Raw genomic sequence first — 15,064 nt, forward strand, 5'->3', positions numbered from 1 at the left:
AGGCTGCGAAATGATCGCGCCCCAATGACAAATGAAAAGGCTGCCGGGCCAAGCTCCGGCAGCCTTTTGCGATAATCGCGTCTGCCGAGGGCCGCGAAGCCCCCGCCATGTGCTTATTTCGCGATCCGGTCGAGGATGCGCGCCCAGGAGCGGATGCCCTTGTGGAAGCTTTTCACGTCGTATTTCTCGTTCGGCGAGTGGATCGCGTCGTCGTCATTGGCGAAGCCGATCAGCATCGCATCCATGCCGAGGATCGACTTGAAGTAATAGCCGATCGGGATCGAGCCGCCCATGCCGACGATGACCGCCTCGCGGTTCCATTCATCGCTCAGTGCCTGACGTGCGGCCTCGAATTCGGGGCGCGACGTGTCCATCACGGAGGCCGGTGCGCCGTCGAGATCGCCGTCCCAGGTGATGCGTGCATCGACCGGCAGGCGTGCCTCGACATGGGCGCGCAGCGCCTTGCGGACATGGGCGGGGTCCATGTCGCCCACGAGGCGGCAGGTGATCTTGCAATGCGCCTCGGCCGGGATCACGGTTTTCGAGCCCGCACCCTGATAGCCGCCCCAGAGGCCGTTGATCTCCAGCGTCGGGCGTGCCCATTGCTGCTCCAGCGTCGAATAGCCCTCTTCGCCATGCGGCACAGTCATGCCCGCGTGCTGAAGGTATTCCTTCTCGTCGAAGCCGCAGGTCTTCCACGCTTCGAGCTGTTCGGCCGGGACTTCGTGGACGCCCTCGTAGAAGCCATCCACCGCAACGCGGCCCTGATCGTCATGGAAGCTCGCGATGACCTTGGAAATCTCGCGCAGCGGGTTCAGGGCAGGGCCGCCGTAATGGCCCGAATGCAGGTCGATGCGCGGCCCGTGCAGGGTGAATTCTTCCTTCAGCATCCCGCGCAAGGAGCCTGCGATCGAGGGCACGCCGGGCGAGACCATCGAGGTGTCGCAGATCAGCGCCAGATCGGAGGTCAGCTCTTCGCGGTTGTTCTCGAGGAAGGGCACCAGCGAGGGCGAGCCCGATTCTTCCTCGCCTTCAAGAAAGATCACAAGATTGCCAGGCAACTCGCCGTTCACGGCCTTGTAGGCGCGGCAGGCCTCGATGAAGGTCATCAGCTGACCCTTGTCATCGGACGCGCCGCGACCGCGGATGACGCGACCGTTCTCGGTATCCTCGATCTGCGGCTCGAAGGGGGGCGTGTCCCACAGCTCCAGCGGGTCCACCGGCTGCACGTCGTAGTGACCGTAGAACAGCAGGCGCGGGCCCTCGCCCTTGGAATGCGCAACCACCATCGGGTGCCCCGTGGTCGGGCGCAATTCGGCGTCGAAACCCAGCGATTTCAATTCCTTGACGAGCCATTCCGCAGCTTCGTGGGTCTCTTCGCGATAGGCCGGATCGGTCGAGATCGAGCGGATTTTCAGCAGCTCGAAAAGACGGTCCATCGCGGCATCCAAGCCGCTATCGATTTCGGTGAGAACCTCGTTTAGTGCCATGCAGGCCTCCTTTATTTTGGCCTCAGCCTAGGGCTGCGCGCGGGACTGTCCAGAGGGGGTGACGCAAGGGCGCGACAAATTGCGAAAACTGAATGTTTGCTTTTCATGACTATTTGCGACATTTTTGCGCTTCAGGGAGAGGAATTTGACATTTATCAATGTCGCGCTTTGTGGTGCCCGGTAGGGCAGACCCAGCGAACAGTCATGCAAGGGAAGCACGAGATGGATTACGACCGCGCACTCGATCAGGCGATTGACAAGCTGCACGAGGAAGGCCGCTATCGCGTCTTCATCGACATCGAGCGCGAGAAGGGTAATTTCCCTCACGCCGTCTGGACCAAACCGGACGGGTCGAAGCAGGACATCACCATCTGGTGCGGCAACGACTATCTTGGCATGGGCCAGCATCCGGTCGTCCTCGCGGCGATGCACGAGGCTCTGGACGCCACGGGCGCAGGTTCGGGCGGCACGCGCAACATCTCGGGCACGACGGTCTATCACAAGCGGCTGGAGTATGAGATCGCTGATCTGCACGGCAAAGAGGCCGCGCTGGTCTTCTCCTCGGCCTATATCGCGAATGACGCGACGCTGAGCACGCTGCCCAAGCTGTTCCCCGGCCTCATCATCTATTCCGACGAGCTGAACCACGCCTCGATGATCGAAGGCATCCGCCGCAATGGCGGCGCCAAGCGCATCTTCCGTCACAATGACGTCGACCATCTGCGCGAATTGCTGGCCGCCGACGATCCGGCCGCGCCGAAGCTGATCGCCTTCGAGTCGGTCTATTCGATGGATGGCGATTTCGGCCCGATCTCCGAGCTGTGCGATCTGGCGGAGGAATTCGGCGCGCTGACCTATCTCGACGAGGTGCATGCGGTGGGCATGTATGGACCGCGCGGTGCCGGTATCGCCGAGAAGCTGGGAGAGATGGACCGCATCGACATCTTCAACGGCACGCTGGGCAAGGCTTTCGGTGTGTTCGGCGGCTATATCGCGGCTTCGGCCAAGATGGTCGATGCGGTGCGCTCCTATGCGCCGGGCTTCATCTTCACCACCTCGATCCCGCCGGCGGTTGCGGCAGGCGCTGCCGCGTCGATCGCCTTCCTGAAAGGCGAGGGCGGTCAGGAGCTGCGCGACAAGCAGCAGCTGCACGCGAAGATTCTCAAGATGCGCCTGAAGGGCATGGGCATGCCGATCATCGACCACGGCTCGCATATCGTGCCCGTGATCATCGGAGATCCCAAACATACCAAGGCCTTGTCGGACATGCTGCTCGACGAGTTCGGGGTCTATGTCCAGCCGATCAACTTCCCGACCGTGCCGCGCGGCACCGAGCGTCTGCGCTTCACGCCCTCGCCGGTGCACGACACCGGTATGATTGACGGTCTGGTCAAGGGCATGGACGCGCTTTGGGCGCGCTGTGAGCTAAATCGCGCCGAAGCCAGCGCGTAAGCCACATAGGCGCGTGCGCGGCTCGCTTGCTTGTGATAAGCCTTTGTTAATCGAAGGGGCTATTGGCTCCGAATCGACGCAGGCGGGAAAACGGCAGGGACAGGCAGCATGATCGGGCGAAGGGCTAAACCTTCGACGGGGGACGAAGTCAAACCTAAAGGGTTCGACGATTTCGAACTTCGTCTTGGCGATGTGATGCGCGGCGAGCGGGCGACGCTCGCCAAATCACTCCTTGATGTCCAGCGTGAACTCCGGATCAAAGCAGCCTATATCGCCGCTATCGAAGCCTGCGACGTGGAGGCTTTCGATACGCCCTCCTTCATCGCGGGCTATGTGCGTTCCTACGCGCGTTATCTCGGTCTCGACCCGGAATGGTCGTTCCAGCGCTTCTGCAACGAGGCTGGCTATTCGCCCGCCCATGGCATGTCCGAAGCCGCCTCCGGCCCGAAGCCGCAGCGCGACCCGAAGGACATGGCCGAGGCGCTCGCCAATCCCGCCTTCATTCCGCGCAAGGAATCGCTCTGGACCAAGATCGAGCCGCGCGCCGTCGGTGCGCTTTTCGTGCTGGCGCTGATCGGTGGCGGTATCGGCTATGGCGGCTGGACGGTGCTGCAGGAAGTGCAGCGCGTGCAGCTGACGCCCGTGGATCAGGCGCCCGGCGTGATGGCCGATCTCGACCCGCTCGACTCGGTCAAGGACGGGCCGGAGATGGCGCAGGCCGACGACACGCTGCCCGAGGTCAACCAACCCGAGCGTTCCGCGCGCATCTACCGTCCGGCGGCCCTCGACGCGCCGGTTCTGGTCTCGCGCGACGGGCCGATTGCTTCGATCGACCCCAATGCGACCGGCGCGCTTGCTGGGCAGGGCGTGGGCGCGGCCGCTCCGGGCCTGACGCCCAATCTCATCGGTCTGACCCAGCCGAGCACCTCCCCGAACACGCCGCAGGGCACGCAGCTCGCCTCGGCGGCAGGCCCCGAGAACAATATCCAATCCGCCGTCGCCAAGGCGCTGGGAGCGGATCAGCCCGACGTCGTCGTGCTAGCCGTGCGGCCGTCCTGGGTGCGGATCAAGTCTGCCGATGGCGCGACCCTGTTCGAGAAGGTCATGGATGCGGGCGAGCGTTACGTGCTGCCCAAGCTCGAAGAAGCGCCGACGATGCGCACCGGCGAATCCGGCGCGATTTATTTCGCGGTCAACGGCGTGACGCATGGCCCGGTCGGCAAGCGCGGTCAGGTCACGAAGAACATCAAGCTGTCTTCGGCCGCACTCGACGAGGACTATCCGGTCGCCAATCTCGCGCAGGATAAGGACCTCGCGAAGATGATCGCCGTGGCCGATGCGGGCGATGCCGCCGCGCCGGCCCAGACCGACCAGCAATAAACCGCAGATCACGATCCGCCCCGGCCCGTTGCACCGCAGCGGGCCTTGGCGTATCAGGAGCCGAGGTCTCGAAGGAGCGTTTGCATGTCTCTCAACCCGGTCCGTCCGTGGCGCAATATCTACCGCCGCAAGTCTCGCCAGATCATGGTCGGCAATGTCCCCGTCGGGGGTGATGCGCCGATCTCGGTGCAGACGATGACCAATACCGACAGCTCGGACGTGCGCGCGACGCTCGATCAGGTGATCCGCGCGGCCGATGTCGGCGCGGATATCGTGCGTGTCTCGACCCCGGACGAGTCCAGCACCCGCGCCCTGCGCGAGATTTGCCGCGAAAGCCCGGTGCCGATCGTGGCCGACATCCATTTCCACTACAAACGCGCGATCGAAGCGGCGGAGGCGGGGGCGGCCTGCCTGCGCATCAACCCCGGCAATATCGGCGATGAGAAGCGCGTGGCCGAGGTCGTGCGCGCCGCCAAGGATCACGGCTGTTCGATCCGGATCGGCGTGAACGCGGGCTCGCTCGAGCGGCACCTGCTGGAGAAATACGGCGAGCCGTGCCCCGAGGCGATGGTCGAGAGCGCGATGGACCATATCCGCATTCTCGAGGATCACGATTTCCGCGAATACAAGATTTCGGTGAAGGCGTCGGACGTGTTCCTCGCCGCCGCTGCCTATCAGGGCATCGCCGAGGCGACCGACGCGCCGATCCACCTTGGTATCACCGAGGCAGGGGGGCTGACCTCCGGCACGGTGAAATCCGCGATCGGTCTGGGCAACCTCCTGTGGATGGGCATTGGCGACACGCTGCGCGTCTCGCTCTCGGCCGATCCGGTCGAAGAGGTGAAGGTCGGTTTCGAGATCCTGAAATCGCTCGGGCTTCGGACCCGCGGCGTGCAGATCATCTCCTGTCCATCCTGCGCGCGTCAGGGCTTCGACGTGATCGCGACCGTGGCGGAGCTGGAAGAAAGGCTCGAACACATCAAAACGCCGATCTCCCTGTCGATCATCGGCTGCGTCGTGAACGGTCCCGGCGAGGCGCTGATGACCGATATCGGCTTTACCGGCGGTGGTGCCGGATCGGGCATGGTTTACATGGCCGGCAAGCAGGATCACAAGCAGTCCAACGCGGATATGATCGACCATATCGTTGAATTGGTTGAGAAAAAGGCTTCCGAGATCGAAGCGGAGAAAGCCGCCGCCGAATAAGCGGAAAAGTGCCGCAGTGCCCCCAAAATCGGCCCTTATCACGCTGCCGTGATAGGGTTCCGGGGGAACGAATTGGCCTCCCTCCTCATTTCCCTCCCCACAACGGAGAGAGGCCGTTCCTCGCGACGGTCAGGGTAATAAAGGAGGTAATTCCAATGACCCGCAAGTTCGCTACTATTCTCGCTGCTGCCGCCAGCACCACCATGATCGCCGGTACCGCTTTTGCCGAGACCAGCCCGCCGCTGATGGCCACCGCCCAAGGCGAGTTCGATATCCACGCCGGGGTCGAGGCCTCGTCGAAAACGATCGCGACGGTCTCCGACGGCACCATCGTTCCGGTGGAAGGCTGTCTGCCTGATGGCACGATCTGTCAGGTGACTTTCGATGGTATGAATGGCTATGCGCCCGCAGGTCAGCTGGGTGTGATGGTCGATGGCCAGATGGCGCTTTTGTCGACCGGCCCGCAATCGGTCACCGTGAACCAGATCCAAGTCCCGGGTGATAACGCCAACAAGGATGGCCAGGGCGCAGCGGCCCTGACCGGTGCAGCTGCTGGTGGCGCAGCCGGTGCGGCCGTGGGTGGCCCCGTGGGCGCCGTGGTCGGCGCGCTGATCGGCTCCGCCGGTGTGGGCGCTGCGGCCAAGCCCGAGCCCACCACGATCACCTGGGTCGAGAAGCATCCCGTCGCGCCGGTCTATCTCGACGGGGAAGTCGCGACCGGCAAGGTCATTCCGGACATGGTGACGCTGACGCCGGTGCCGGACAGCACCTATGCCTATGGCAACATCAACGACAACACGGTCTTCGTGAACCCTGATAGCCGCGCGATCGTCTACGTCGTGCCGGCCTCGTAAAGCTTGATGACAAAGACCACCAAGAAAGCCGGCGCATCACCGCGCCGGCTTTTTTGTCTGGGTGGTTGCTTCGCATTCAGTTCTACGCGGTTCGCAGCCCAACGCGATCGGCTTGCCGCGTCGCGGGCCTCGGCAAGCGGCATGGTCCTCGCCGCTGGCGACTCGAGCGCTCCGGCTATTGAGCCGGGCCAATCGTCAGCTCGCCCGCGGAAGCGCGTCTCGGTCCTCCAGAACAGCGGGAGATGTCGAGAACTGCGTCACGGCTTTGCGGAGTGCCTCGGCGAGGTCGTCGAGCATTTTGCTTGCAGCGGTGGTTTCTTCGAACATCGCGACATTCTGGCGGGTGGCGTGGTCGAGCTGTTCGACCGAGCCGTTGATCGCTGCGAGGGTGCGGGACTGCTCCTCGGAGGAGCGGGCCATCTGGGCGACGCGCTGCGAAATCTCTTCGACCGATTTCACGATGCCTTCGAGCGAGGCGACGGTCTTGCTGACGAGTTCGACGCCGGTGCTGACCTGTTGGCCCGAGGCTTCAATCAGTGCGGTGATCTCTTTTGCGGAGGCGGAGGAGCGCTGCGCGAGGTCGCGCACTTCAGAGGCGACGACGGCGAAGCCGCGACCGGCTTCACCTGCGCGGGCAGCTTCCACACCGGCGTTGAGCGCCAGGAGGTTGGTCTGGAAGGCGATATCGTCGATCACCGAGGTGATGCGCTCGATCTGCTTCGAACTGGTTTCGATCTCATTCATTGCGCGGATCGACTCGCTGACCACCGCAGCGCTTTCCTTGGCGACGGTTTCCGCATTGCTGGCGGCACTCGCGGCCTCGGCTGCCATTTTCGCGCCCGATTGCACCGAGGAGGTCGATTCGTTGAGCGAGGCGGCTGCGTCGGCAAGGGTGCCCGATTGCTTCTCGGCCCGGGTCGAGAGGGAGGCGGAGGCGGCGCTGATCTCGCCGATCTGTTGGCGGATGTCGACGCTGTGGCCGGTGACGAGGGCAATGGCGCCCTCGAGCTGCTCGATCGCCGTGTTGAAATTGACGGCGAGCCCCGCGTAATCCGCATCCACCTCGCCAAGCCGGGCCTTGAGGTCCTTGCGCGAGAGTTGCTGCAGCGCGATTTCGAGTGCTTCGACGACGCGAGTCTGGCGCGCCGTGGTTTCGGCACGTTCCTGGGCGAGATCCTCTTCGGCCAGGCGGGCGAGGCGGGTCGCTTCTTCGACTTCACTTGCGTTGCGTTCCGCATCGACGCGCAGAGCCTCTGCCTTCTGGGCGGCCTCGCTGGCGGCGTCCTGCATCTGCTGGGCGCGCGTGGTCTCTCCCTCCGCTTGGCGACGGGCTTCGTCGGCTTGGGCGGTGGCGTCGATCGCCTCCGCCATGCGCTCTTCCATCGAGCCTTCCATGCGGCGACGGTTGAGCACGGCATAGACGAGCACCGCCGTTTCGATCGCGACGGTCGCGCCGTGGAAAAGCGAGCGCGAGACATTTTCCCAGATATCCGCGCTGGGATAGATCAGGCTGGGCATCAGGACCGAGAGCGTGAGGTGATGCACCACCACAGTCGCGGCGGCGAAGAAGATCGCGCGGTTGTCGACCATCACGATCAGCACGGCCATCAGCGCGAAAAACGAAAGGTGCGCATCGATTTGCCACGGATGCCCGGAGAGCGCGGCGGTGAGGGCCACGGCTTGACCGATCACCCCTTGCGCGAGGATGGTGTTGCCGCGCCGCCGATCGCGCATCCGCCACCCGAGAAGAGCGGCAGAGGCGAAGACCCAGGCGGTCACGCTGGCCACGAGGAAGGCAGTGCTGACCAGATAGGCGGTTGCCGTGACGATCGCGGCCATGGCGACTGTCCCGAAGGCCAGCAATTTCCGCACCTGACGCATATGCGCGTCTTTTTGTGGCGCTTGCACAATGGTCGGCCCAGCGGTGTTCCCGTCAATCATCAGAGGTCCCTCAAATCTCGGCCGCCCCGCAGAGCCAGGCCATTTTCTTAGCGTCGAGAACGACCCATGCACCCGCCGCCCGCAGCCGGGCGAGCGTGCCCGGCGCATCTGCTGCCGCGAATTCCCCCAAGGGCGCGCTCACCGGTCCCACGGGGTGCGCCCCTGCGGCGGCGATCACCTGATCGGCGGCGCGCCAGGGCGCGACCACGACGAGGTAAAGCCCCGGTCGGTCCTCTGGCAGCATGCCGAGGGCGGCGATCGGCGCGCAGAGCACCGAGAGGGTCATAAGCAGCAGTTCGAGTCGCATCACAGTCCTTTTCGAGGGCAGGCTACGCCCGATCCATTAACGGCCCCCTAAGACGTGAAAACTTCGGACTCGCACGGTAAACGACATGAAAACGCCGCCCGGATCGCGATGGACCCGGACGGCGCTTGCTATCTTAAAAATCTCAATCCAAAGAATGCCTTGCGCGGCGTTCTTCAGATGCGGATCACTCGGCGTTCCGCTCTTCGGCAACCATTTTCGCCATCGCCGCTTCCGGCGCGTAGCCGCGCAGCAGCTGCCCGCCGATCACGAAGGCCGGGGTGCCCGAAATCGCCATGCGCTGTGCCAGCTGGTAGTTCTGGCGCAGCACCTCGGTCACCTTGTCATCGTTCATCTGCTTGAGGATCGGATCGGGATCGAGGCCCTGATCCTTGGCGATCTGGCTCAGGCTTTCGACGGTGAGATTGCCGCGCGCCTTCATCAGCGTGTCGTGCATCTTCGCATAGGCGTCGTCGCCGTCGATCTGCTTCGTCGCGACCGCGAAGCGCGCCGCCAGTTCCGACTGCTGCCCGAGGATCGGGAATTCCTTGACGATGAAGCGGATATTGCCGTCTTTCGAGATCAGGTCCGAGACTTCGTCATAGGCTTTTTTGCAGTAGGTGCATTTGTAATCCATGAACTCGACGACAGTGATGTCGCCATCGGGATTGCCGCCGACCCAGCTGTAACCGTCCTCGAAGATGTCCTTCGCATTGGTCTTGATCAGCTGCTTGTCGTTATCGGCCTGCTGCGCCTGCTGCTTGGCTTCCAGCTCGTTGATCGCCTCGACCAGAACCTGCGGATTGGCCATCAGATACTCGCGTACGGCGTCGCCGAAGGCGGATTTCTGGCTGTCGGACATGTTGGCGAAGTCGAAATCCTGCGCGGCTGCCGGGGTGAGCGGGGCGGCCGTGGCGATCGCGGCGAAGGCGGTCGCGGCCAGAAGCGTGCGGAGCATGGGCGTATCCTTTGGATCGGGTCCTGTTGGTTCGCAAGCAACCTGACCGCTCGGGCGCGCGGGATCAAGAGGGCGTTAGCGCGCAGGGCGCGGCTTCATCTGGTGGCGCGCGGCGACATATGCGTGCAGTGACGCCGCATTGACGCTCGGGCGGCTTCAGCCTAACCCCTTGGGCGAAATCTCAAGCGGCAAGGAGTTGGCAGGATGCGGCAGTCGAAACGCGGGCAGGTGGAACCGTTCATCGCGATGGATGTGCTGCGCATGGCGGCAGAGGCGGAGGCTGCGGGCCGCGACATCGTGCATATGGAAGTGGGCCAGCCGGGTACCTCCGCTCCGAAAGCCGCCAAGCGCCGTCTGGCCGAGGCGCTGGAGAGCCAGCCGATGGGCTACACGGTGGCGCTGGGGCTGCCCTATTTGCGCGAGGGGATCGCGAAGCTTTACAAGCGTTGGTACGACATCGATCTGGATCCTGCGCGGGTGGTCATCACGTCGGGCTCTTCCGGGGCGTTCCAGCTGGCCTTCACGGCGCTGTTCGATGTGGGCGACAAGGTGGGGCTGGGCGAGCCGGGCTATCCGAGCTACCGCCAGATCCTCAAGGCGCTTTCGATCGAGCCGGTGGGCATTCCGACCGAAGCGCAGAACCGCTACCAGCCGACGCCCGAGGAAATTCCGGACGATCTGGCCGGACTGATCGTGGCCTCGCCGGGCAACCCGTCGGGCACGATGCTGGGCAAGCCGGAGCTGCAGGCGCTGATCGAGCATTGTCAGGCCCGCGACATCGCCTTCATCTCGGACGAGATCTATCACGGGCTGCAATATGAGGGCCGTGCGGTCTCGGCGCTGGAGATTTCCGACGACGTCTTCGTGATCAATTCCTTCTCGAAATTCTTCTCGATGACGGGCTGGCGCGTGGGCTGGATGGTGGTGCCGGAAAGCCATCTGCGCACCGTGGAGCGCCTCGCGCAGCATATGTTCATCTGCGCTCCCCATGCGAGCCAGGTTGCGGCCTTGGGCGCGCTGGAGAGCCTCGACGAGATGGCCGAGAATGTCGCGCGCTATGGCGAAAGCCGGCAGATGCTGCTCGAAGAGCTGCCGAAGATGGGCTTCACCCGGATCGCGCCGCCTGACGGGGCGTTCTACCTCTATGCCGACGTGTCGGAGCTGACCGAGGATAGCGCGGCCTTCGCTGCGGAAATCCTCGAGAGCGTCGGGGTGGCGGTCACGCCGGGGATGGATTTCGACCCCCATCGCGGCGCGCAGACGATCCGCTTCTCCTATGCGCAAAGCCCCGAGCGGGTCGCCGAGGGAATCAAGCGGCTGCGGAGCTTCATGGAAAACCGCTGAGCGGTTGCGATGAGGGGCGCGCCCGACCCTTGGGTGGGCGCGCCGCCTCGTCGGTGGCTGGGCGCTCGCGCCAACGTGCCCATTCGCCCTTTGCTCCGCGCGACCCCGACCGCTATAGTGCCCGCAAAACGAAAGCGCATAAAAACGGGGCGCGTATGATCGGGCGGTTCATTCTTCTTCTCGCGATGTCTCTCGCGCTGGCTCTGCCTGCGCGGGCGCAGGACCTGTCGGCCTTGGCGCAATATGCGCCCGAGCGCAGCCAGATCGCGCAAAGCGGCGATAAGGTCGCGATCACGCTCGGCATCAGTCAGCCCGTGCCGTATCGCGCCTTTCTTCTGGCCGATCCCTACCGGCTCGTCATCGACTTCCGCGAGGTGAATTTCGGGGCCAACCCGCCCGAAAATCTGCTGAAAGGCAGCGATGAGATCAAAGGGCTGCGCTGGGGCAAGTTCCGTCCCGGCTGGTCGCGCATGGTGGCCGAGCTTACCCATCCGATGCGCCTCGTCACTTCGGAAGAGCGCACCAAGGGCGACCCCGAGATCGCGCTGACGCTGGCGCAGGTGCCGGCGGCGAAGTTCACCCCGCGCAAGGGGGCCGCCGATTCCGCGCTGTGGGATCTGCCGCAACCCGCGCCGACCGTCGCGCCGCATCGCCGTCAGGACGGGACGCGACCGCTGAAAGTGGTGCTCGATCCCGGCCATGGCGGCATCGATCCGGGGGCGGAGGATGGCGGCGCGCATGAGGCCGATATCGTGCTGGGTTTCGCCCGCCAACTGCGTGACGCGATGCGCCGGGCAGGGATGCAGGTGGTGATGACCCGAGATCAGGACGTGTTCGTGCCGCTCGAAACCCGCGTGACGGTGGCGCGGGCGTCGGGCGCGGATCTCTTCATCTCGCTCCATGCCGATTCCATCGCTGAGGGGAAGGCGACCGGCTCCACCATCTATCGGCTCGCGGATCACGCCGAAACCGAGGCGACCCGCAAGCTCGTGCAGCGCCACGACCGCGACGATATCCTCGCGGGCGTCGATCTGAACGGGCAGGGCGATGCGATCACCCATATTCTCGTCGATCTGGCGCGGCGCGACACGCAGCCGCGCTCGGTCCGGCTGTCGCAGGTGCTGGCGGGCGCGATCAAGGGCGCGGGACTGCATATGCACAAACGCCCGGTGCAGGGCGCGAATTTCTCGGTGCTGAAATCGCCCGATATCCCTTCGGTCCTCGTGGAGCTGGGCTTCCTGTCGTCGCCCGCCGATCGCGCGCGGCTCAAGGATCCCGATTGGCGCGCACGAATGGCCGAGGCGATCACGAAAGGCGTCGAGACATGGGCGCAGGGCGATGCAGCGGAAGCGAAGCTTTTGCGCCAGTAATCGCGGGTTGTTCCCGGTCTGACGCGCGGTCATCCGCCCATTGAGCGGGATTGTGACCATCCGGAGTCTTCTCGGAAGCGTGAGCGCACATTACTTTGACCGTCACGAAGGCGCGATGTATAGGCTGGCGCGATGGGGTGATCTGCCCCGAGGCAAGGGGTGTATCTGTGATCCGTTTCATTCTCGGCTCGATCGGCGGCGTGTTTTCCTGGGTTGTGACCGGGCTGTTCTTTGCCGCGCTCACCATCGGGGCGATCTTCTGGATCTATTCGCGCGATCTGCCGAGCTATGACCAGCTTGCGCAATACCGCCCGAAGACCATTTCGCGCATCTATAACGGCGACGGTCGTCTGATCGACGAATTCGCCGAGCAGCGCCGCCTCTTCGTGCCGATCCGCGACATTCCCGACCGGGTAAAGGGCGCGTTCGTCTCGGCCGAAGACAAGAATTTCTACATCCACCCCGGTTTCGACCCGCGCGGGATCGCCGCGGCGATGTTTACGGCCGTGAAGTCGGGCGGGCGCGACGTGCGCGGCGCCTCGACGATCACCCAGCAGGTGACGAAGAACCTGCTTCTCTCTGCAGACCGCTCGGTGGAGCGCAAGATCAAGGAACTGATCCTGTCCTCGCGCATCGAGCATGTGCTGAGCAAGGACCGTATTCTCGAGCTCTATCTCAACGAGATCTATCTCGGCCAGAACTCCTATGGGGTCGCTGCTGCCGCGCAGACCTATTTCAACAAGCCGCTCGCCGATCTGACGGTGGGCGAGGCCGCCTATCTCGCGGCACTGCCGAAGAAGCCCGCCGATCTGCATCCCGTGCGCGACTACAAGACCGCGGTGGAGCGCCGCAACTACGTGCTGCGCCGGATGTACGAGGATGGCCGGATCGACAAGGCGACGATGGAGGCGGAGCAGAACAAGCCGCTGAAATCTGTTCAGAACGGCGATTACGCGCCGTTCCGCGCGCAGCTTCCGCCGCGGGATTACTTCACCGACGAAATCCGCCGCCAGCTTTCGAAAAGCTTCGGCGAAGAGGAATTCTTCGGCGGCGGCCTGACGATCCGCGCGACCGTGAACCCCGATCTGCAATCTCATGCGACGAAGGCGCTGCAACATGCGCTGGAGAAATACGACCGCGAGCAGGGCGTCTGGCGCGGCACCGGTGCGAAGATCGCCGAGGACAAGCTGGGCAAGGAAGCCGATTGGCGCGCCGCGCTCTCCGATGTCTCGACCGCGAAAGCCCCGCGCGACATCGACGGCTGGCACCCGGCTGTGGTGTTGGGCTTCGAAGGCAGCTCGGCCCGCATCGGCATCGAAGGCATCGAGGAAGACAAAGACGGGCACTGGATCCCGCCCGAGGACGTGACCTGGGCGCGCAAACTGAAGGATGACGGCAAGCTCGGTCCGCGCGCGAAACAGGCGCAGGATCTGCTGGAGACCGGCGACGTGGTCGAGGTCCGCGCGATGACGAAGGATAGCGATGGCTCCTTCATCCGCTGGACGCTGCGCCAGGTGCCGAAGGTCGAAGGCGCCTTCATGGCGATGGACGTGAATACCGGCCGCGTGCTGGCGATGCAGGGCGGCTTCTCCTATCAGTCCTCGGTCTATAACCGCGCCACGCAGGCGATGCGCCAGCCGGGCTCGAACTTCAAACCCTTCGTCTATGCGGCGGCGCTGGATTCCGGCTTCTCGCCCGAGACGATCGTGGTCGACGCGCCGATCGAGATCAACACGCCCCAAGGCATGTGGCGGCCGAAGAACGCGTCGAACAAATATTACGGCCCGACGCCGATGCGCACCGGCCTCGAGCATTCGCGGAACCTGATGACGATCCGGATCGCGCAGGAAATCGGCATGGAGACGGTCGCGGCCTATGCCGAGAAATTCGGCGTCTACGACCATATGCGCCAGTTCCTCGCCAATGCGCTCGGCGCGCAGGAAACCACGATGTTCCGCCTGATCTCGGCCTATGCGATGTTCGCAAATGGCGGCGAGCGCGTGGAGCCGACGCTGGTCGACCGGGTGCAGGACCGCTATGGCCGCACGATCTACCGCCACGACCAGCGCAGCTGCGCCAATTGCGAAGATCCGAACCTGCCCGAGGGGCAGGGGCCGAAGATCGTCAGCCACCGCGACCAGATCATCGACCCGATCACCGCCTATCAGATGATCTCGCTGATGGAGGGCGTGGTGAAGCGCGGCTCCGGCTACGGCGTCGATCTTCCGGTTCCGATCGCGGGCAAGACCGGCACCACGAACGACGCGAAGGACGTGTGGTTCACCGGCTTCAGCTCGAACATCGTGGCCTCGTGCTACATGGGCTATGACAACCCGCGTAGCTTGGGCCGTCACGCCTATGGCGGCACGCTCTGTGTGCCCGTGTTCAACGAATTCATGCGCGAGGCGATCAAGGAATTCGGCGGCTCGAAGTTCAAGGTTCCGCCGGGCGGCACCTGGGCGAAGTTCAACCGCTATACCGGCGAGCGTCTCTCGGATTCCGCCACCGGCGAATTCGTGCAGGCCGAATATCTGCGCCCCGGTCAGGACATGTCGGGTCTCGGCTCGCTGGTCGTCGATGGCGGCTTCGCGATGGGCTCGAACCTGCCGCTGTTTGCGCAGGGCGAACGCGACGATGCGGGCTCCACCACGGTCACCACCTCGACCGGCCAGCAGAAAGTCATTCCGAAGAAGAAGGCCGATTTCGGCTCGCTCTCGGCAGGCGGCCTCTACTGAGCGCGCCGCGCGTCACAACCGACAGACATT

The 15,064-nt window shown here is 64.2% G+C and carries 11 protein-coding genes; 7 read left to right on the forward strand and 4 right to left on the reverse strand.

Going from position 1 to position 15,064, the window contains the following annotated elements:
* Positions 1 to 113: 113 nt before the first annotated feature.
* Complete coding sequence (locus BMI89_RS10415; protein ID WP_078570876.1) at positions 114 to 1,490, reverse strand: dipeptidase; 1,377 nt, start codon at positions 1,488 to 1,490, stop codon at positions 114 to 116.
* 222 nt (positions 1,491 to 1,712) lie between these two features.
* On the opposite strand from BMI89_RS10415, the gene hemA reads away from it, so the two are divergent.
* The 4 genes from hemA (at position 1,713) to BMI89_RS10435 (ending at position 6,382) form a co-directional block, all read left to right on the forward strand.
* Entirely contained in the window at positions 1,713 to 2,942 is a 1,230-nt protein-coding gene (gene hemA, locus BMI89_RS10420) for a 5-aminolevulinate synthase (protein WP_078570877.1), read from the forward strand.
* A gap of 108 nt (positions 2,943 to 3,050) precedes the next feature.
* Entirely contained in the window at positions 3,051 to 4,322 is a 1,272-nt protein-coding gene (locus BMI89_RS10425; protein ID WP_078570878.1) for a helix-turn-helix domain-containing protein, read from the forward strand.
* An 84-nt stretch (positions 4,323 to 4,406) separates the two neighbouring features.
* Entirely contained in the window at positions 4,407 to 5,528 is a 1,122-nt protein-coding gene (gene ispG / locus BMI89_RS10430; RefSeq protein WP_078570879.1) for a flavodoxin-dependent (E)-4-hydroxy-3-methylbut-2-enyl-diphosphate synthase, read from the forward strand.
* Positions 5,529 to 5,683: 155 nt separating this feature from the next.
* Positions 5,684 to 6,382, forward strand: coding sequence for a DUF1236 domain-containing protein (locus BMI89_RS10435; protein WP_078540526.1), 699 nt, complete (start codon positions 5,684 to 5,686; stop codon positions 6,380 to 6,382).
* A 195-nt stretch (positions 6,383 to 6,577) separates the two neighbouring features.
* Here the strand turns inward: BMI89_RS10435 and BMI89_RS10440 are convergent, their stop codons facing one another.
* The 3 genes from BMI89_RS10440 to BMI89_RS10450 all read right to left on the reverse strand — a co-directional run bounded on the left by BMI89_RS10440 (position 6,578) and on the right by BMI89_RS10450 (position 9,585).
* The gene (locus tag BMI89_RS10440) at positions 6,578 to 8,221 is read right to left on the reverse strand and encodes a methyl-accepting chemotaxis protein (protein ID WP_168176793.1); all 1,644 of its coding nucleotides are present in this window, start codon (positions 8,219 to 8,221) and stop codon (positions 6,578 to 6,580) included.
* A 112-nt stretch (positions 8,222 to 8,333) separates the two neighbouring features.
* A complete protein-coding gene (locus tag BMI89_RS10445) occupies positions 8,334 to 8,630 on the reverse strand; it encodes a hypothetical protein (protein WP_078570881.1) in 297 nt (98 codons plus the stop codon).
* Positions 8,631 to 8,814: 184 nt separating this feature from the next.
* Positions 8,815 to 9,585 carry a DsbA family protein gene (locus tag BMI89_RS10450; protein WP_078570882.1) on the reverse strand — a complete coding sequence of 257 codons (771 nt, stop codon included), beginning with the start codon at positions 9,583 to 9,585 and terminating at the stop codon, positions 8,815 to 8,817.
* A 204-nt stretch (positions 9,586 to 9,789) separates the two neighbouring features.
* Between BMI89_RS10450 and BMI89_RS10455 the strand changes: the two genes are divergently transcribed.
* The 3 genes from BMI89_RS10455 to BMI89_RS10465 all read left to right on the forward strand — a co-directional run bounded on the left by BMI89_RS10455 (position 9,790) and on the right by BMI89_RS10465 (position 15,034).
* Positions 9,790 to 10,929, forward strand: coding sequence for an aminotransferase class I/II-fold pyridoxal phosphate-dependent enzyme (locus tag BMI89_RS10455; protein WP_078570883.1), 1,140 nt, complete (start codon positions 9,790 to 9,792; stop codon positions 10,927 to 10,929).
* 155 nt (positions 10,930 to 11,084) lie between these two features.
* A complete protein-coding gene (locus BMI89_RS10460; RefSeq protein ID WP_246832012.1) occupies positions 11,085 to 12,299 on the forward strand; it encodes an N-acetylmuramoyl-L-alanine amidase in 1,215 nt (404 codons plus the stop codon).
* A gap of 167 nt (positions 12,300 to 12,466) precedes the next feature.
* Positions 12,467 to 15,034, forward strand: a complete 2,568-nt coding sequence (locus BMI89_RS10465) for a PBP1A family penicillin-binding protein (RefSeq protein ID WP_078570884.1) — start codon at positions 12,467 to 12,469, stop codon at positions 15,032 to 15,034.
* The last annotated feature ends 30 nt before the right edge of the window (positions 15,035 to 15,064 follow it).

Origin of the sequence: Thioclava sp. F36-7 (assembly GCF_002020075.1) — a bacterium.
Taxonomy (GTDB): domain Bacteria; phylum Pseudomonadota; class Alphaproteobacteria; order Rhodobacterales; family Rhodobacteraceae; genus Thioclava; species Thioclava sediminum.